Annotated in this window: 16 protein-coding genes; 10 read left to right on the forward strand and 6 right to left on the reverse strand. The window is 64.9% G+C overall.

The genetic code is table 11. The features are described 5' to 3' along the window. Positions 1 to 2: 2 nt before the first annotated feature. The 3 genes from cpaB to NDO55_RS09060 form a co-directional block, all read right to left on the reverse strand. Complete coding sequence (cpaB, locus tag NDO55_RS09050; RefSeq protein ID WP_252114488.1) at positions 3 to 923, reverse strand: Flp pilus assembly protein CpaB; 921 nt, start codon at positions 921 to 923, stop codon at positions 3 to 5. 189 nt (positions 924 to 1,112) lie between these two features. After that, the gene (locus NDO55_RS09055; protein ID WP_252114490.1) at positions 1,113 to 1,307 is read right to left on the reverse strand and encodes a Flp family type IVb pilin; all 195 of its coding nucleotides are present in this window, start codon (positions 1,305 to 1,307) and stop codon (positions 1,113 to 1,115) included. A 480-nt stretch (positions 1,308 to 1,787) separates the two neighbouring features. Next, positions 1,788 to 2,594: a DUF2569 domain-containing protein gene (locus tag NDO55_RS09060; protein WP_252114492.1), complete on the reverse strand. Its 807-nt coding sequence runs from the start codon at positions 2,592 to 2,594 to the stop codon at positions 1,788 to 1,790. Between the two features lie 249 nt (positions 2,595 to 2,843). On the opposite strand from NDO55_RS09060, the gene NDO55_RS09065 reads away from it, so the two are divergent. From NDO55_RS09065 to NDO55_RS09085, 5 genes are all read left to right on the forward strand, one after another. Continuing rightward, positions 2,844 to 4,214 carry a glycosyl transferase family protein gene (locus NDO55_RS09065; protein ID WP_252114494.1) on the forward strand — a complete coding sequence of 457 codons (1,371 nt, stop codon included), beginning with the start codon at positions 2,844 to 2,846 and terminating at the stop codon, positions 4,212 to 4,214. Continuing rightward, on the forward strand, positions 4,211 to 5,347 hold the full coding sequence (locus NDO55_RS09070) for a hypothetical protein (protein WP_252114496.1): 1,137 nt from the start codon (positions 4,211 to 4,213) through the stop codon (positions 5,345 to 5,347). Before NDO55_RS09065 ends, NDO55_RS09070 begins: the two co-directional genes overlap by 4 nt. A gap of 62 nt (positions 5,348 to 5,409) precedes the next feature. After that, a complete protein-coding gene (locus NDO55_RS09075; RefSeq protein ID WP_252114498.1) occupies positions 5,410 to 6,321 on the forward strand; it encodes a sulfite exporter TauE/SafE family protein in 912 nt (303 codons plus the stop codon). Then, on the forward strand, positions 6,321 to 7,079 hold the full coding sequence (locus NDO55_RS09080; RefSeq protein ID WP_252114500.1) for a TIGR02186 family protein: 759 nt from the start codon (positions 6,321 to 6,323) through the stop codon (positions 7,077 to 7,079). Before NDO55_RS09075 ends, NDO55_RS09080 begins: the two co-directional genes overlap by 1 nt. Before the next feature lie 81 nt (positions 7,080 to 7,160). After that, positions 7,161 to 8,849: an ATP-binding protein gene (locus NDO55_RS09085; RefSeq protein ID WP_252114502.1), complete on the forward strand. Its 1,689-nt coding sequence runs from the start codon at positions 7,161 to 7,163 to the stop codon at positions 8,847 to 8,849. A 54-nt stretch (positions 8,850 to 8,903) separates the two neighbouring features. Here NDO55_RS09085 and NDO55_RS09090 read toward each other — a convergent pair whose 3' ends face one another. Beyond that, entirely contained in the window at positions 8,904 to 10,256 is a 1,353-nt protein-coding gene (locus NDO55_RS09090) for a M23 family metallopeptidase (protein ID WP_252114504.1), read from the reverse strand. A 160-nt stretch (positions 10,257 to 10,416) separates the two neighbouring features. Between NDO55_RS09090 and NDO55_RS09095 the strand changes: the two genes are divergently transcribed. From NDO55_RS09095 to NDO55_RS09115, 5 genes are all read left to right on the forward strand, one after another. Continuing rightward, on the forward strand, positions 10,417 to 12,969 hold the full coding sequence (locus NDO55_RS09095; protein ID WP_252114506.1) for a helicase-related protein: 2,553 nt from the start codon (positions 10,417 to 10,419) through the stop codon (positions 12,967 to 12,969). An 11-nt stretch (positions 12,970 to 12,980) separates the two neighbouring features. Continuing rightward, positions 12,981 to 13,265, forward strand: a complete 285-nt coding sequence (locus tag NDO55_RS09100; protein ID WP_279639184.1) for a S4 domain-containing protein — start codon at positions 12,981 to 12,983, stop codon at positions 13,263 to 13,265. 70 nt (positions 13,266 to 13,335) lie between these two features. Further along, positions 13,336 to 13,674 (forward strand): ferredoxin FdxA, encoded by a 339-nt coding sequence (gene fdxA, locus NDO55_RS09105; RefSeq protein ID WP_252114510.1) that lies wholly within the window; start codon positions 13,336 to 13,338, stop codon positions 13,672 to 13,674. 83 nt (positions 13,675 to 13,757) lie between these two features. Beyond that, on the forward strand, positions 13,758 to 14,624 hold the full coding sequence (locus NDO55_RS09110; protein WP_252114512.1) for a MipA/OmpV family protein: 867 nt from the start codon (positions 13,758 to 13,760) through the stop codon (positions 14,622 to 14,624). A 61-nt stretch (positions 14,625 to 14,685) separates the two neighbouring features. Next, positions 14,686 to 15,171: an EF-hand domain-containing protein gene (locus tag NDO55_RS09115; protein ID WP_252114514.1), complete on the forward strand. Its 486-nt coding sequence runs from the start codon at positions 14,686 to 14,688 to the stop codon at positions 15,169 to 15,171. Positions 15,172 to 15,250: 79 nt separating this feature from the next. Here the strand turns inward: NDO55_RS09115 and NDO55_RS09120 are convergent, their stop codons facing one another. Together NDO55_RS09120 and NDO55_RS09125 are read right to left on the reverse strand one after the other, a co-directional pair. After that, positions 15,251 to 17,290 carry a S9 family peptidase gene (locus tag NDO55_RS09120; RefSeq protein ID WP_252114516.1) on the reverse strand — a complete coding sequence of 680 codons (2,040 nt, stop codon included), beginning with the start codon at positions 17,288 to 17,290 and terminating at the stop codon, positions 15,251 to 15,253. Positions 17,291 to 17,431: 141 nt separating this feature from the next. Beyond that, positions 17,432 to 18,667: an FG-GAP repeat protein gene (locus tag NDO55_RS09125; protein ID WP_252114518.1), complete on the reverse strand. Its 1,236-nt coding sequence runs from the start codon at positions 18,665 to 18,667 to the stop codon at positions 17,432 to 17,434. Positions 18,668 to 18,753 lie beyond the last annotated feature (86 nt).

Below are 18,753 nucleotides of genomic sequence, written 5' to 3' on the forward strand. Positions count from 1 at the left end.
ATTCATTCCCCCACCTCATACGTTTCGGATTGGAGCCCCCGGGTGATTTCCACCTTGGTCGTCTCCGGCTCGGGCGGCCGCGACGGCGCAGTACGCCGCTGGGTCGCCCGCTGGGTCAGTCGCCGTGCCGGCGCCGTCCGGGTCGGCTGCACGCGCGGTGCATCGTCGGTCAGCTGCGGCGCGCGGACATAGCCCGCCGACAATTCGTAGCGCAGGTCATCGAGGCTCACTGTCTCAACGAACGCGATATTCTCTTCTTCGCCCGGCTTGCGCAACACGAGGCTCAGCGTGCCGAGCTGCTGGCCGAGCGCCAATTTCTGGGCTTCAACCGGGGTCACTTCGAGCGTCGCCGTGCTCGACAGCGCCGGCTGTTCATTCTCGCCTTGCGCATCCTGGTCCATCGCGATGACGCGGATATTCTGGAGCAGCACGTCGGTGACGGTTTCGCTGCCGCCAATCGCAAGGCGCGTGATCAGGACATCGACCGTATCGTTGGGCTTGATGAAGCCGGCAACGCCCGAGACCGCATTCACCTGGACGGTGGCGGCGCGCATGCCGTCGGGCAGCAGCGCAGCGATCGAGGCGCCTTCGCCTTCACCGGTAAGGTCGGTGGCGAGCAGCGGCTGGTTGATCTGGATGGGGCGCAGCGCGTGGCGCGCCTGGCCGGCGGGCAGCAATTCCTCGACCGAGGTGAAGACCCCTGCGGGCAGCACGTCGTTCGGGAAATCGGCGAAGCGGACCTTGTCCGGCGTGATTTCGGTACCGTAGGCCAGCGGGACCGCAGCGACGGCGACCTGGGTGGTACCCTGGTCGGCTGCATCGAGCTGCGCTTCGCGTGCGCTGAAGTAGCTGTTGGCGAGATAAACCGCGACAAGTCCGAGGACCACCGCGATGGCAATAGCAATAACCGATTGGCGTCTCATGCTCGTTCCCCCGAAGAAGCGGTTTTAATCTATATCAGCTTTTGCCCGATTAACCGAAAAAAAACCACAGTCGCGCGTCATTTTTGTGGCCACTGTGTCAAAACGGGAAGAGCGGCCGAACCCGATATGGGCCGGCCGCTCTCCTGTTGGCTGCCGGGCGGCGAACCGCCCGGCACGCTCGCGCCCAGCTTAGATGCAGGCCGCGTTGCGCTGGTTGGCCGTCGCGTTGAGGCAGTTCGACGCGTCGTTCATGGCGCCGCCGATGGCGTTGCCCAGGACGATCGACGCAATAGCGACAGTCGCACCGATAATGGCGAGAATCAGCGCATATTCAGCAGCCGAAGCACCCGACTCGTCTTTGATCATCTTCACGAAATTGGTCATGTTCATTCCCCTATAGTCTTCATTTGCAAGGTCGCGAGGACCTCGCGGCCACATCGCATCCGACAAAGCGTCTTGCGTGCCCTCCCCCCAATGGCGCCGACCTTCAAAAGAGAAACTCGTTGCCCGGGCTTTGGCGTGGCCGCCTCCGCATCGGATGACCCCTTGAGGACGGCGGGGTAAGAATGAGTCAACCAATTAAATTTAACTCGGATTAAATGCAGGGATCAGCCGAGATAATTCTAAGTCCCTGATTTAGCTAGTTTTATGGATATTTCGGCTTCTCACAGGAACCATTCAAATGGTTAACAGTTGTGCCGATTCTGGACGATCCGTGCGGGGTTTAAGTCACAGTTTAAGCGATTTAAGTGCGACTTTCATTGCGAGTCCGTGCCGAATCGACTCGCACGACTCGACCCCGAGTCGGTCCGATTCAGCCTACTCGACTCGTCTTGTTCGACTTTTCCGATAGGAGGCTGGCGCCTAATTGGCCTCGACGCGCTGGCGGTAGGTCACGTTCACCCGCTTCGACAGCAGGAGGTAGGGCGCCCACAGGGCCGCGCTGATCAGCACTTTCTTGGTATTGCCCGTGAGCAGCGTCTGCAGCGGATCGACCACCGTGCCGGGCAGGCCCGTCATCTTTACCGCTTCGGCGACACCCATCTGCATGGCCAGGTCAAGCGCCCAGACGCAGGCCAGGAACATCGGGAACCACGGCACCTTCTTCAGCGCCGCGACGAACGCAACCATATAAAGGCTCGTCAGCAGCACGACGTCGAGCGTCATCATGAAGTGCAAGGTGGCGAGCCAGTCGGGCGCAACCGGCGGGATGGCCGGGATCGAGACGAGATATTCGGCAACGCGCACCGGCACGTTGATCATCATGCCGATGAGCAGCGAGACCATGATACCGCCCGTGCCATAGAGTTCGTGCGCGCGCGCTTGCTCGACGCTGACCCGCTTCCAGCGACCCAGCCGCGCAAGGTGGCTGGTAGGCCGCGCCATATTCTCGCCGCCGCGGAACAGGCGCAGCGCGATGAACAGGCTGGCGACCGGACCGAGCGTCACGAGGATATAGGGGAAGTAGGTGGCGAGACCCTGCACCTGGCCCATGGTCGGGCTGGCAACGACGCGGATCGAGCAGGCCGACATGGCCAACAGCATCCACGCCAGCGCCACCTTGGTGAGCGACCCCTCAAGCCCTGCAAGGATCGCCGCGGCGCGGCGGCTGAACCGCTGCGACATCGTCTCGGCAATCGACTGGACTTGGGCGTGCACTCTGGCAGTCATGGGAGGGGCGGGCCTCTGGCTTGTTGTCGTCCACCCCCTTCGTAAGGCGTTAACCTTACCACCGAGTAAAACCCTTTCACGACACCCGGTTCCCTGCATTTCGCAGGCGTAATCAACGGCTTGGCCGGCGCGCTTGCCAAGGGGGGCGGTTGTGGCCATGCTGCAGGGGCTCGGTTTGCGGCGCCCTGTGGGGGCATGCATGCGAATCTTTCCGACATTTTTGGAAGCTGTGGCGCGAGGCGTTTCGTCGTGAGCGCGACTTCTTTGCTGCCCTCCATCGCTGAAGAGCTGGCGCTGTTCGCGGCGGTAGGCTTCTTCATCTTCGCGCTCGACGATTTGCTCGTCGACCTGCTCTATTTCACACGGCGCCTGTGGCGGCATGCCACTGTCTATCGCCGTTACCCCCGCGCTTTCGCGCAGACGATCGAGAAGGCGGACCAGCCCGGCTGGATGGCCGTCTTCATTCCCGCCTGGGACGAGGCCGGGGTCATTGCCGACATGCTCCGCGCGACGCTCGGCCGGTTCGGCCAGGGCGACTATCGCCTCTTCGTCGGCCACTATCCCAACGACCCGCGCACTGCGCGCGCGATCCGCTCGGTCGAGGACGACCGCGTCATCGCCGTCGAGCTTCCCCATGACGGCCCGACGACCAAGGCCGATTGCCTCAACCATCTCTATCGCGCGCTGCTCGATGAAGAGCGCGCACGCGGCATCCCCGCCAAGGCAGTCATCCTCCACGATGCCGAAGATGTCGTGCACCCGATGGAGCTGCCGCTGTTCGACCGCCTCATCGACCGGGCCGGTGCGATCCAGCTCCCCGTCGTGCCGTTGCTCGATCCCGCCAGCACCTGGGTCGCTGGTCATTATTGCGATGAATTTGCCGAATCCCACGGCAAGGACCTTGTCGTCCGCGAGGCCGTCGGTGCGGCCGTCCCGCTGGCCGGGGTCGCCTGCGCAATCCGCCGCGACGGATTGAGCGCCATCGCCGAAGCCCAGCAGGGCCGCCCCTTCGATGCCGACAGCCAGACCGAGGATTACGAACTCGGCCTGCGCCTCGGCGCGCGAGGCCTGCGCACCATCTTCGTGCGCATTCCCGCCATGCCGGGCGACGAGGCCAAGGTCGCCAGCCGCGGTCACTTCCCCGGCCATTTCTCCGCTGCCGTGCGCCAGAAGGCGCGCTGGATCGGTGGCATCGCCTTTGCCGGCTGGGACCGGCTGGGCTGGCGCGGCGGCTGGGGCGAAAGATGGATGCGGCTGCGCGACCGGCGCGGTCCGCTCGCTGCTTTGTTGCTGCTCGCAGGCTATGGCGCACTCCTATTATGGAGCCAGCTCTGGATCGCCGCACAACTGGGCGCACCGGTCATGCCCGACGTGTCGCCGCTGCTCGGCTGGCTGCTGGTCGCCAATGCCTTGTTGCTGACATGGCGGGTCGCAATGCGCGCCTTGTTCACCACCATGACCTATGGCCCGGTGCAGGGCCTGCTCGCCATCCCGCGCCTGATCGTCGGCAACGTCATCGCCATCTTCGCCGCCTGGCGCGCCCTGCGCCACCATCTCAGTCGCCGCCCGCGCGGGTGGGACAAGACCGACCATGTCTTTCCCAAGGAGTATGTCGCATGAGCGGTGCCGTCCGTTTCCTCGCTATCATCGTCGTCGGCTGGGTTGGCGTGCGTGTCGCCGGCGCGAGCCTGCTGCCCGAAACCGGCCTCGTCGCCGAGCCTGCAAAAGCCGCGCCGACGCTCGCCAGCAAGCCACCCGTTGCCCCGCCCCCTGCCATGCCGCAGACAGCCGCGACCGCTTCGGAAAACGTGCCGGCCGGTGCGGTCTGGACGCCATATGGCCTACTCTTTCCCTTTGCTGGCGAAGCGCCCCCGCCGATCCTCGCGCAGGCAGCGCCAGTCACTCAGATCATCCGCGAAATTCGTTACGTGCCCGCCCCCCGCACCGCACGGAGCGAAACCACCTACCGGGCTTATCCCGACGCCCGCCTGGACCCCCGGCTCGCAGGCTATTCGCTTGCGAGCTTCGATGCCTCGGTAGCGCGCCCCGCTACCCTCGCATCCCCCGTCCCGCCGCCGGTCATGACCGGTGCGCGGGACGGCCTGGTCACCGAGGAACCGGCCGGGTTCGATCGCTGGCAGCTATCGGCATGGAGCTTCATGCGCGCCACCGGCATGGATAGCGCCAGCCCCGGCCTCGCGCCCGGCTCGATGCTCGGCGGCGACCAAAGCGGCGCGCGTTTGCTCTACCGGTTCAATCCCGAACTTGCCGTGTCCGCCCGCATCAGCGCCGCCACCGGATCCGTGCGCGGGACCGAAGCGGCCTTGGGCCTTCGCTATCAGCCGCTGCAAAGCCTGCCGCTCGCACTCACGATCGAGCGGCGCGAACGGATCGATGGCGGCGACGCCGCACGCTCCGACTTTGCCGCCTTCCTCGAGGGCGGCGTCTATCGCGAGGTCCCGGCAGGCCTGACATTGGAATCGTACGCGCAGGCCGGCTTGGTCGGGGTCGAGGATCCCGACTGGTTCGTCGACGGCGCTTTGACCTTGAGCCGTCCGATCTTCCGACAGGTGTCGGTCGGCGCGGGCGTCTGGGGCGCAGCGCAACCGGGCGTCGAGCGGCTCGATGTCGGCCCGCGCATCAGCATGCCAGTCTGGCAAGGCGTGCGCGCCCATGCCGACTATCGCTGGCGTATCGCCGGCGAGGCGGAGCCGGGCGACGGACCGACCGTGACCATCGCCGCGGATTTCTAGGCCGACCGGCGACGTCGATCCGCCTTCTATTCCGCCCCGCGTCCCGCTAGGCAGGGCGCTCGATGGATATCTACCTGCCCATTGCCGAAATGGCCGTGAACGGCCTCTTCATCATCGCGCTCGGCGGGATTGTCGGGGTGTTGTCGGGGCTGTTCGGCGTGGGCGGCGGGTTCCTAACCACGCCATTGCTCATCTTCTACGGCGTCCCGCCCACGGTCGCGGTCGCCAGCGCGACCACGCAGGTGACCGGGACCAGCGTCTCAGGCGTCGCCGCGCACATGCGCCGCGGCGGGGTCGACTTCCAGATGGGCACGGTGATGATCGCCGGCGGCATCTTCGGCAGCCTCATGGGCGCCGTCCTTTTCAGCCTGCTGCAGCGCTCGGGCCAGGTCGATCTGGTCATCGGCATTCTCTATGTCGTGCTCCTGGGCGGCATTGGCGGGCTGATGCTGCGCGACGCTTTGGTCGCGCTCGACATCATCGAACCGCCCGCGCGCAAAAAGCCCAAGCGCCGCCACCAGCGCTGGATCACCGCGCTGCCGCTGCGCTGGCGCTTTTATGGCTCGGGTCTCTACATCTCGCCGCTCGCACCGATGATTATCGGGTTCGTCGCCGGGATCATGACCATGCTGCTGGGCGTCGGCGGCGGGTTCATCACCATCCCCGCCATGATCTACCTGCTCGGCATGTCCGCGCGGGTCGTCGTCGGCACCAGCCTCGTCATGATCCTTGCGGTCAGCGCGGTGTCGACCCTCATCCACGCGCTTACCACGCAGGCGGTGGATATCGTCCTCGCCTTCCTCCTGCTTCTGGGCAGCGTCGTTGGCGCGCAATATGGCGCGGCCATCGCCTCCAAGGTGAAGCCCGACCTGCTGCGCCTGCTGCTCGCCGCCATGATCCTGGTTGTCGCGCTGCGCATGTTGCTGGGCCTTGCCTGGCGGCCCGACGAGATCTTCACGGTGCAGGTGCTGTGATGGCGGTGCGGCTCCTCCTCCTGCTCGGCGCTTGGATGGCGCTGGTCGGCGCCAGCGGCCCCGTTCTCGTGCCCGACATCAGCTCGCGCAACGTCGAAATCCGCACCAGCTTTACCGGCGAGGAATTGCTGCTCTTCGGCGCGATCATCTACGAAGGCGGTCTCCCCGATGCGCCTGCTGAAGTCGCGGTCGTCCTGCGCGGCCCCAGCGAACCCATCTTGCTACGCGAGAAACAGAAGGTTGCCGGAATCTGGGTCAATGCGGATTCGCATCGCTTCCGCTCGGTCCCGGGCTTCTACGCTTTGGCAAGCTCGGCGCCGATCGACCGGCTCATCGATGCGCGCACGGCCGCCATTTACGAGATCGGTGTCGACAACCTCCAATTGTCCCCCGGCCCCGGCGCTGCGGCGGAAAAAGAACAACGCATGGAAGCGGGCCTCATCGACCGGATGGAACAGCGCGGCCTCTATGCCGAGACCCCCACCGGCGTCGAAATCACCGACAATGTTCTCTATCGCGCGCGGATCTCGATCCCCAGCCGCGTGCCCGTCGGCGTCTATCGCGCCGAAACCTTCCTGATTTCCGAGGGCCGCGTTCTCGCTGTCGCCACCCGCGAAATTTCCATCGGAAAGTCCGGATTCGAGCGATTCGTCGCGCTTGCCGCCGAACGGCACGGCTTTCTCTACGGCATCGCCGCCATCCTGGTGTCGCTCTTCCTCGGCTGGGCGGCTGCCGCAATTTTCCGCAAGCGTGTCTAAACCGATACGTGCCTAACCTATGTTTAACTGCTATCGTCTAGGACACGCGGGAAACGAATCTTTTGCCAGGGGCATATGAGTATGAGCGACCAGTCGAATCTCAACGAGTTCTTGAGCGAACTCAAAACCTATAGCGAGGGCGGCCAGCCCGGCTCGGGTGACGACGATACGCCGGTCCAGCTCGACCCGATCGGCAATGTGATGGAAATTGCCGGCTCGAGTTCGGCCGTGGTGCTGGAAGCTTCGCGCCTCCTCGAACTGGGCGAAGACCCCGATCCGGCGATCCGCCTGTCGGGCCAGGTCGGTAGCCAGGTGAAGATGGCGGTCGGCAAGAACTGGCTGATCGCCAACGTGCGCACCATGCGCGCCGGCGAGGGCGGCACCGTCATCGCCAATGTCGACTTTCTGGGCGAAGGCAATCGCGAAGCCGATGGCCGCCTGTCGGGCTTCAAGCGCGGTGTCACCCGCTTCCCGATTCCAGGCGCGCAGGTTTTCCCGGTAACGACGCGCGATTTGCGCAGCGTCTTTGCCGCCGACAGCCGTCCGCATATCGAAATCGGCACCGTCTACCCGACCGACGATATTCGCGGCGCGCTCTATATCGACCCGATGCTCGGCAAGCATTTCGCCGTGCTGGGGTCGACCGGTACGGGTAAGTCGACCTCGGTCGCGCTCATCCTCCACCGCATTTCGCAGGCGAGCCCTGAGGGTCACATCGTGATGATCGACCCGCACGGCGAATATTCGGCCGCATTCAAGAATCACGGCGAGATTTTCAACGTCGATAACCTCCAGCTGCCCTATTGGCTGATGAACTTCGAAGAGCATTGCGAAGTGCTGCTCACCTCGGAGGATTCAGAGCGCCAGCGCGACGAGGACATCCTCGCCAAATGCCTCCTGGAAGCGCGCAGCCGCAACAAGATGGCCGAGGAATTCGGCAAGGTGACGGTGGACTCACCCATCCCCTACCTCCTCACCGACTTGAACCAGATCATCGTCAACGAGATGGGCAAATTGGATCGCGCCGGCGACGCCACGCCCTACAAGCGCATCAAGAACAAGCTGGACGAGCTGCGCGCCGACCCGCGCTTCACCTTCATGTTCTCGGGCATGATGGTCTCGGACACGATGAACAAGTTCATCGCCAAGATGTTCAGGCTGCCTGCCAATGGCCGCCCGATCAGCATCGTCGACGTGTCGGGCGTGCCGTCCGAAGTCACCTCGACGGTGGTCTCGGTGCTCGCCCGCATGGTCTTCGACTATGCGCTGTGGAGCCGCACCGAAACGCTGCGCCCGCTGCTGCTGGTCTGCGAGGAAGCGCACCGCTACGTCCCCAAGGAAGACGGATCGCAGCGCGGTCAGGCCGTGCGCCGCATCCTCGAACGGATCGCGAAGGAAGGCCGTAAATATGGCGTGTCGCTGGGCCTCATCACCCAGCGCCCGTCCGACTTGGCCGAAGGCGTGCTGTCGCAGTGCGGCACGATCCTCTCCATGCGTCTAAACAACGAACGCGACCAGGACATGGTGCGCGCCGCGATGCCCGAGGGCGCGCGCGGCTTCCTCGATGCCATTCCCGCCCTGCGTAACCGCGAGGTCATCGTCTGCGGCGAGGGCGTGAACATCCCGATCCGCGTCACCTTCGACACGCTGGAAGCCGAAAAGCGTCCCGCCTCGTCCGACCCGAGCTTCGCCGAAATGTGGCGCGACGTCGGCGACGAAGACGGCATCATCACCCGCGTCGTGCGCCGCTGGCGCGGACACGGTAAGTGATCGATTCGATCTGATCGATTGAGGAAAGGGCGCCCGCTGCGGCGCCCTTTTCATTTAGCCGACCGGCAGCGTCCGGGGCAGCGCCATATATTCGTCGTAGCGCGCCTGGAAGGCGGTCAGCGCATTGCCTTCCAGCACCGGGCGGCGAACCATGCGCACGCCGCGCGGATCGACGGCGCGGCCATTCTGGTGCACCTCGTAATGCAGGTGCGCGCCGGTCGAGAGACCCGAAGAGCCGACATAGCCGATCACCTGTCCCTGCCGCACCGTTGCGCCGTTCGACACGGCATAGCCCGACATGTGGAAGTAGCGGGTGCGAAGCCCGCCTTCATGCTGGATCGTGATCATCCGCCCCGCGCCGCCATTCCAGCCGGCCTTGATCACCCGGCCATCGGCAGCAGCGCGAATGGGCGTGCCGGTGCGCGCGGCGAAATCCATGCCTTTATGCATGCGGCGGATGCGCAGGATCGGGTGCGTGCGCATCCCGAAATAGCCGCTGATCCGCGCCTGCACCGGCCAGATCAGTCCTTCGCTCTTGCCCTCAAGCGACAGCGCGTCGAGCCATTGCTCGCGCCCGCCTGCCGTCCATTTGAGCAGAGCGACATCGCTCGCCCCGCGGCGATCGAGCCCGGCATAGAGGAGCGGCCCGGCGACATGGTCGCCCGAGGCCGTCTCGCGATGTTCGATGACAAGGTCGAACATGTCGTCGGGCGAGACATCGCCGACATCGACATGCGCACCCAGCGCTTTCAAGTAATCCTGCGCCGCGCGCGGCGTCACGCCCATGTCGCGCATCGCGAAATAGAGGCCGTTGCCGACCCGGCCGCGAATGCGCATCGGGCTGGCTTTCACCGCGATCCGTTCACGCGTCACGTTGAAGACATCTCCGGCCCGGTCGAGCGAGACGTCGAGGTCGAGCGCCGCGCGCATCGACAGGCTTTCGAGCGGACGCACATCGCCCGGCCCGGGCGGGCCCAGCCGGATATTCACCTTGGTCCCGGCGCCGATCCGTCCGCCCGCAGCCTCATGCACCGCGCGCGTCGCGCTGGCGGCATCGGCGCGCGGCACGCCGGCACGGCGCAGCGCGCTTTCCAGCCCGCCGTCGACACCGACCGTCGCCACCAGTTCGCGCCAGGGCCGCACCGGAGCCTCGCGCAGCGGCGACACCTTCTCGCTGGCGGCCATGCGGCGCCCGGTCAGGCGGCCCATCGTGCCATTGGAAATCCCCGCGGCCGTGAGTTCGGCGGCAAGGTCGGGTCCGGGCGTCGGCGCGCGATCGTCGGCAAAGGCCTTGCTCAGCGGCGCGGCGCCCAGCGCCAGCGCGGCCACGCCCAGCAACACGGCGCCCACGCCGGCAATCCGCCGGGGGCTCCGCTTGCTCACAAATTTGCGTTCGTTACGGCTCATCGCTCGCTTACTTTCGACTCAGTCGAAATCCCCTAACCCGATTCTTGGTTAAAAAGCGTTAATGTCAACAAGATGGCTGGCGCATGACCCATTCCGGGCGCGAGCATTTCATCGCCAATACAGGCTTGCATCACGATTCCGCGAAGCGCATGGTGCGCTCATGTCCCGGTCGGACGGCGGCCTCGTACGGGCCATTTTAGGGCCCACCAATACCGGCAAGACCCACTTGGCGATCGAGCGGATGTGCGCCCATTCTTCAGGCGTCATCGGCTTCCCGCTGCGCCTCCTCGCCCGCGAAGTCTATGACCGCGTCGTCAAGTTGAAGGGCGAGAAATCGGTCGCCTTGGTGACCGGCGAGGAACGCATCGTCCCGCCCCAGGCGCGCTACGTCTTGTGCACCGCTGAAAGCATGCCGGTCCCCACCGGAACGGGCGAGACCCTGCCCGGCGATCCCGGCGACCTGCCGCGCGACTTCGCCTTTGCCGCGATCGACGAGGCGCAACTCGGCATCGATCCCGAGCGCGGCCATGTCTTCACCGACCGTATGCTCCGCGCACGCGGGCGCGAGGAGACGCTGATCCTCGGCTCCGACACGCTGCGCCCGATCATCCGCTCGCTGCTCCCCGAAGCCGAAATCGTCAGCCGCCCGCGTTTTTCGACGCTTTCCTATGCTGGGGCCTGCAAACTTTCGCGCCTGCCGCCGCGCAGTGCGGTCGTCGCCTTCTCCGCCGAACAGGTCTACGCGCTCGCCGAGATGCTACGCCGCTTCAAGGGCGGCGCCGCAGTCGTCATGGGCGCGCTCTCACCCGCCACCCGCAATGCGCAGGTCGATCTCTTCCAACGCGGCGAGGTCGACTATCTCGTCGCCACCGATGCCATCGGCATGGGCCTCAATATGGACGTCAAACATGTCGCCTTTGCCGGCCTCACTAAGTTTGACGGCCGCCGCGAACGCCGCCTGCACATCCCTGAAATGGCGCAGATTGGCGGCCGCGCCGGTCGCCACCAAACCGACGGAACTTTCGGCACGCTGGCCCTCGGCTCTGGCGCCAACCCGGAATTCTCCGACGAGGAAGTGCACGCCATCGAAGGGCATCACTTCAAGCCCTTGGACAATGTCTACTGGCGCAATGCCGACCTCGACTTCACCAACGTCTCGAGCCTGATCGCCAGTCTCGAAGTCAAGGCCGATGAGGAGCGCTTGCGCTCGGCGCCGTTGTCGATCGATCTTGCCGTCCTCAAGCATCTGGCCGAGGATCCCCGCATCGCCTCAACTCCGGGACAACAGGCACGCATCCTCTGGTCGTGCTGCGGCCTGCCCGATTTTCGCAAGGTCGGCGCCACCCACCATGCCCGCATGGTCAAGCGCATCTTCTCCTATATTGGCGAGGGTGGGCATATCCCGCACGACTGGTTCGCCGCCGAAGTCGCCCGCCTCGACCAGGTCATGGGCGACATCGAGACCTTGGCCGACCGCCTCGCCGGCATTCGCAGCTGGGCCTATATCGCGCAGCGTTCCGACTGGCTCGCCGAACCGGTCCGCTGGGCCGAACGCACGCTAGAGGTCGAAGCGCGCCTGTCCGATGCCTTGCACGACCGCCTGACCCAACGTTTCGTCGATCGCCGCACCTCGGTCCTGGTCCGCGATATCGGGGCCAAGGGCGCCGACCAGCTGCCGGTGACAGTCGCCGAAGATGGCGAGGTCATGGTCGGGCCCGAACCGATCGGTCATCTCGCCGGGTTCGAATTTAGCGTCGACCCGCTCGCCCGACATGCCGACAAGCGTCTCCTGCTCGCCGCTGCCGAACGCCGATTGGGCGAGGAATTGTCGCGCCGCGCGCAAAAGTTGATCGAAGCGCCCGACACCGCCTTTGCCTTTGGCGAGGATGGCGAGCGTGTCGGCATCGCCTGGGAGGGCCATTTGCTCGCCAAGCTCGCGCCCGGTCGCTCGCTCACCGAACCTGCCGTGAGGACCGTGCGCGCGCTGGACCGTTTGTCTGCGCCGCAGCGCAGCGCCCTGCGCGGGCGTCTCGAACAATGGCTCGACCGCCAGGTGGAACGTCATTTGTCGCCGCTACGCCAGCTTGCCGATTCTGCCTCCGATCCCAGCGTATCGGGCAATGTCCGCGCCATCGCGGCGATGCTCGCCGATGCCGGCGGCCATCTGCCACGCAAGGAATTGATGAGCGCCATCGGCGCGCTCGAAAAGGAAGACCGCACCGCGCTTCACAAGCTGCGCGTCCGCCTCGGCCCACTCGATGTCTTCGTCGCGACCTTGTTGAAACCCGGCGCCCAGCAATTGCGCGCTGTCCTTCAGGCGGTGCGCGACGGCACGCAGGTCCCGCTGCTCCCGCAACCCGGCGCCTCGCTTCTCAACGAGCCGGTCGACGCTTCCGGCGCGAGCCTTGCCTATCGCCGTGTCGGCAAGAGCTGGCTGCGCATCGACCTTGCCGACCGCCTCGCCGCGCACGCCATGAAGGCACGCGGCAGCAATGCCGACCCGGTGGACATCGCGCTCGCCACGTCCGTTGGCCTTGAGGAAAAGACGCTCGACACGTTGATGACGCAGATCGGCTTTGCAAAAGAGAAGAATGCCTATGTCTGGCGCGGGCATCGCCGCAAGAAGAAGCCGCATCCGCACAAGCGCCGCCGTCGCAAGACGACACGTCCCGGCAACGCCTTTGCCGACGCCTTGAAGGACCTCAAGCGCTGAGCGAAGAAAGCCTGCGGCTCGACACGCTCTTGTGTCGCCTGCGCCTTGTGAAGACGCGCGGGCGCGCCCAAAAGCTCATCGAGGAAGGCCGCATCCGATTGGACCGCCAGCGGGTGCTCAAGCATGCCTGTCCGGTGAGCGCCGGACAGGTGCTGACCCTGCCCCTGGGCGGCGATGTGCAGGTACTCGAAATCCTCGAATTGCCCACCCGTCGCGGGCCCGCCGAGGAGGCTCGCGCCTGCTATCGGCGGCTAGATGAAAATGCGAACCACTCGCATCAGTCAGCTAGCGATTGACAGGCCCGCCTTCCCCTTGCTTGAGAGGGCTTGCTTTGGAAATTGACCGCTTTTCACGGGGAAAACACGCATGACCTATCTCGTCACCGATGCCTGCATCAAATGCAAATATATGGACTGTGTCGAGGTCTGTCCGGTCGACTGTTTCTATGAGGGCGAGAACATGCTCGTCATCAATCCCAACGAGTGCATCGATTGCGGCGTGTGCGAACCCGAATGCCCCGCCGAAGCGATCCTGCCCGATACCGAAGCGGACCAGGAAAAGTGGCTCGAGATCAACGCCAAATTCTCCGAGGAATGGCCCAACATCACGGTCAAGAAGGACAGCCCCGCCGATGCCGACGAGCATAAGGGTGAAGAGGGCAAGTTCGAGAAATACTTCTCGCCGGAGCCCGGTGAGGGCGATTAAGCCAAAAACGCGCCCGGTGAGGGCGACGACACGGAACCGAAACGAGCGTCGGCGCGCTTGAACCCCTTAAACAGGGGATTTCCATGCGTATCGTCGCCAGCCTGATTGCCAGCCTTGTCGTCCTGCCCGGCCTTGCCGCCGCGCAGGAGCGTCCGTCCGCGCCCGAAGCCGCCCTGCCCGACGGCCCGCCACCTGCGGGCCAGCGCGGCGACAGCTACACGATCGGGGCCGGCATCATCTACCTGCCCGACTATCAGGGCTCGGACGATTATCGCATCATTCCGGGCGGCGCCTTTCGCGCGGATATCGGCGACATCGAATTGCAGACCAAGGGCCTGAAACTCTATGCCGAGCTGATGCCCGACAGTGACGAGCAGGTTTCGTTCACCGCGGGCACCATCGTCGGCGTGCGGTTCGGGCGTGACGGGGTCGAGGACCCGGTGGTCGACCAGCTCGACAATACCGGCACCGCGATTGAGGTCGGCGGCTTCGCCGGCATCAGCATCTCCGGCATCACCAACCCCTATGACAATGTGACTGCACGTATCGAGGTCGTGCGCGACGTCAATGGTGCGCATGACAGCTTCGTCGTCACCCCTGCCATCGACCTCTCCACGCCTTTGTCGCGCGCCACCTTCGTGAGCCTCGGCTTCAGCCTCGACATTGTCGGCGACAATTATGCCGACACCTATTTCGGCGTGACGCCTGCCGAAGCCGCCGAAATTCCGGAACTTGCCGCCTACGATCCCGATGGCGGCGGGGTGAAGAGCTGGGGCGCGACCCTGGTCGTCGGCCACAGCCTCGAGGGCGACATTCGCGGCGGCTGGTCGCTGTTCGGCCTTGCCGGCTATTCGCGCCTGCTCGGCGATTTCGCCGCCAGCCCGCTGGTCGCCGAGCGCGGCAGCGCAGACCAGTTCATTGCCGGTGGCGGGATCGGATACAGCTTCTAGTCAGCTTGGTGCTGCACTGTTAGCGTCCTCGACCTCACCAGAATCATTCGGGGGAACACCCATGCTCGTATCCAGTATCGTCCTTGCCGCCGCGCTCCAGCAGGCGCAGCCCGCGCAGCAGGGACCGCAACCCATCACCCGTGCCAATTATACGACGCAGCTCGATGCCCGCTTCGCCACGCTCGATGCCAACGCCAATGGCGCGCTCGACAGTGCCGAGCTCGAAGCCAGCCAGATGCGCCGCAATGCCCGCGTCGAGGCCAATGCCCGCGCCCGCCGTGCTGCGCAGTTCAGCAATATCGATGCTAACAAGGACGGCGTCGTCAGCCTCGATGAATGGCACGCCGCCGCGCCGCAGGTGAACCTGCCCCCGGTCGATGCCAGCGCCGCCATGGCCCGCCTCGACAGCGACAGCGACGGCCAGGTCACGATCACCGAATATCGCAGCGTCCAGCTCGCCAGCTTCGACCGCCTCGACACCAACAATGACGGTGTCGTCAGCCCGGCCGAACGCCAGGCCCAGCGCAGCGACGACGACGACGAATAGGTCGAACCCAAGTCGACCAAGAGAAAGGGGCGCCCCGCACATCCGCGGGACGCCCCTTTTCTTTTGCGTCGGCTAGTGCCTAGTCGACCGCACCATCGGCCAGTTCGACCCGCGACGGCGGCAGCGGCGCATCGCGGTCGCCCGTTTTCAGGTAGGTGTCGAACCAGCGCATCATGCGCAGGTTATAGTCATATTGCGATGCTGCCAGCCGGTTGCCATGGCCTTCGCCCGGATAGAGGACGAGGCGCACCGGCGTGTCGGTCCGCACCTTGATGTTGCGATAAAGCTCGTAGCTCTGGCTCGGCGCGACGCGCGTATCTTCCTCGCCATGCATGATGAGGATCGGCGTATCGGCCTGGCCCGCATAGGTAATCGGCGAGACCTCGAGCATGCCTTCCCAATCGTCCCACGGCCATTTGCGCGAGTGAACGTTGTACATCTCGTAAGGAATGTCGGTCGTGCCGAATTTCGAGATCTGGTTGGAAATGCCGACGAACATCACGCTCGCGGCCCATTCCTCGCTCTGCGCCGTGGCGGCCCAGGCCGAGGCGTAGCCGCCATAGCTGCCGCCGGTAATGCCGACGCGGTCGCCGTCGATAAGGCCCTCGGCGACCATCGCGCGCTTGGCGTCGACGAGGTCGTTGAATTCCTTGCCGGCATAATCGTTCTGGTGCTGCTTGGAGAAAGCCGTGCCGTAGGCGGTCGAGCCGCGATAGTTGGGCAGGAAAACGGCATAGCCCTGGCCGGCAGCGACCTGGCCAGGACCCGAATAGTTGGTCACCCAGCCATTGGATTCATGCGCTTCGGGGCCGCCATGGACATCCATGATGAGCGGCGAGCCGCCTGGCGCGAACCCGCCCACCGGCTCGATCAGCACGCCTTCGATCTGCTGTCCGTCGCGCGCCGTATAGGTATAAGCGCGCTGCTCGCCGAAGGTGATGTCTGTGAGCCACGGATTGCTGTTGGTCCAGCGGGTGAAGCGGCCGTCGCTCACGCTGAACAATTCGGTCGGGTGACGGGGACTTGAGGCGCGCACGACAAGCGCACCGCCCTCGGCGTCGACCGACGACAGGATCAGGTTGCCCGGATCATATTCGGCATCGACGCTGCCATCTTCATTATAGACACGCAGCAGGCTGTCGACGCCCTGGTGGATGACAACGGCAAGATCGCCATTGCCGAGCCATTCGGCGTCGACCGCGGCTTCGGGGTCACCGGCGTTGAGAGCGCGGAAAGTGCCGTCGGCGACATTAACGAGGTGCAGCGTCGTCGCCGCGGGGTCGTTCATGTCGACACCGGCGATCAGCGAGAGCTGCGATCCGTCGGGCGAGATTTCGACGTCGCCAATCTTGCCCGGGGTGGCGACCACGGCGGTCACGTTGCCGGTCGCAAGGTCGACGATATTGACCCGCTTCGAGGTGTAGCTGTCATCGACATTGGGCGTCGGCGCCGTGTCGATGATGGCGAAGCGGCCATTGTCCGAAATGTCGAACGCGCTGACATAGCCCGGCACCGAAATCTCGGTCGGCATGGCGTCCATCTCGTCACCGACATTGGCGACGAACATGCGGTTGAGGCGCGCTTCTTCTTCGTAGACGATGGCGTTGAAGCCGGCCTTGGCTTCCTTGGCGCGCTGCTTGTCCTCATCGGCGCCGACCAGCATGTAGATGCGACTGCCGTCGGGGCTCCAGGCATAGCTGCGCACGCCCGCACCATCGACGCCGGCAATCTTTTTCCAAGCACCGCCGTCGACCGGCATGGCGTAGACCGCCGTATCGCCACCTGGCTCGCGGTGGGTGAAGCTGATCATGCTGCCGTCGGGCGAGAAGGCGACGCCGCCCGCGCTCATGCCTTCGGGAAGATAAGCACGCGCTTCGCCCGGCGCAGTCGCGACCATCAGCGTCGCGCTATAGCCGCCATTCTTTTCGCCGCTGGCCACATCGGGGGTGCCGCCAACCTGGTAGGCGACATGTTCGCCGGTCGGGGACACGGCAACGGCGCCAATGCTTTCGATCTTCGAGACATCTTCGGGGGTCATCGGTCGGGCCAGCGCGGGGCTGGCGACGATCATCGCGCCGATGGCACTGGCAGCGGCAAGCTTGAAAGACTTCAACTTCATTCTCCTGAACAATTGCGTTCGTTCGCGTGGCGCGCACCCTAACGGCCGCATTTCAAAAGGCAAAGGTGGGCCAAAGGGAAAGGGGCGGCGCCATTTCTGGCACCGCCCCTCCCTCACGATCCCGGCGTCAGGCCGGTCGGTCTATTTCTTGATCGACAGGCGATCGAACTTGACCTTGCCCGCCCCACCGGCACCGCCGGTCGAGGAGCCGATATTGGTCGAGTTTTCGGCCTTCACACTGAACTCGGTCAGTTCGAAGCCCTTATCGGCGGCGCGCGCCGCCTGCACGGCCGGCAGCAGGAGGCCGATCAGGATGGCTTCGCCGTCCTGCGGGGCCTGGATCTCGCTTGCCGTCGCGACGGTGGTGCCGTTCTGGACGAGCTTGCCTTCGGCGCACGCGGCAGGAACGTTATATTCGTTCCGCACCCGCGACCATTCGGCGCGCTCGGCATCGCCAAGATTGGCGAGGATTTCATCGGCAGTGGCAACCGTGGTGCCGTTCTGGACCAGCTTGCACAGGCCCGGACCGACGATGATGTCGTCGCGGCCGTCGCCATTGACGTCGCCCGAGGCCACGAACACGCCGCCATTATAAGCGCTGTCGCTCATCGACTGGATGATGATCCAGTCCTTATGGCCATCATCGGTCGCTTCGCCGGCATATTTGCTGCCTTCTTCGACCTTCCAGGTGGCCTCGACCTTGCCCTTGGCTGCGTTGCCGCCACCGACGCTGAAATACATGAATGCGTCCTGCGGTTCGGCATCGGCGCGCTGCGGGATGACCGGGGCCTGGACGGTGTCGGCGGTCGGGACCGTCGTGCCGTTCTGGCTCATACCGGCACGCGCCGGCGCGGCCGAAGCATTGACTGTGGCGCGGGCACGGGCACGGCCACGACCGATCTGTGCGGGCGCTTCCTGCTCGAGCTCGGGCGCAAGCACTTCATCGGCGGTGGGCACGGTGGTGCCATTCTGGCTCATGCCGGCAGCAGCCTGGCCGAAGATGATTTCGGTCGAGCCGTCGGCATGGACGATGATCACGTCCATGACACCATCGGCATTGATATCGGCGGTGGTCATGCTGGCACCGGCCTGGACAGTATTGGCCGTCGGAACGGTGGTGCCGTTCTGGCTCATGCCGCTTTCGCTTGCCGAGGCGCCTTCTTCCTCGCCGAATGCGACGGTGGCGACGAGATCGCCGGCCGGCGCATTGTCACGCACGAGGTTGCGCGCTTCCTTCTCGACCATCTTGGTCGCTTCCTTCTTGAGGAAGTCGAAGGGGCCGGTTTCGGCATGCGCCGGGGCGCAAGTGAGGCCGAACGCGCCAATGGCGAGGGCCGCTACAGTCGTCTTCAGTCCGTTTTCGAAATTGCTGTTCATTGTTCTGCTCCTTGGGTTCGTTGTTCTTGTGTTGGTCGTTCAGGGAATGATGGGATGCGGGAGGGGCCCTGGGTGGGCCCCTCCCG

It is taken from the genome of Sphingomicrobium sediminis, assembly GCF_023805295.1.
Classification (GTDB): Bacteria; Pseudomonadota; Alphaproteobacteria; order Sphingomonadales; family Sphingomonadaceae; genus Sphingomicrobium; species Sphingomicrobium sediminis.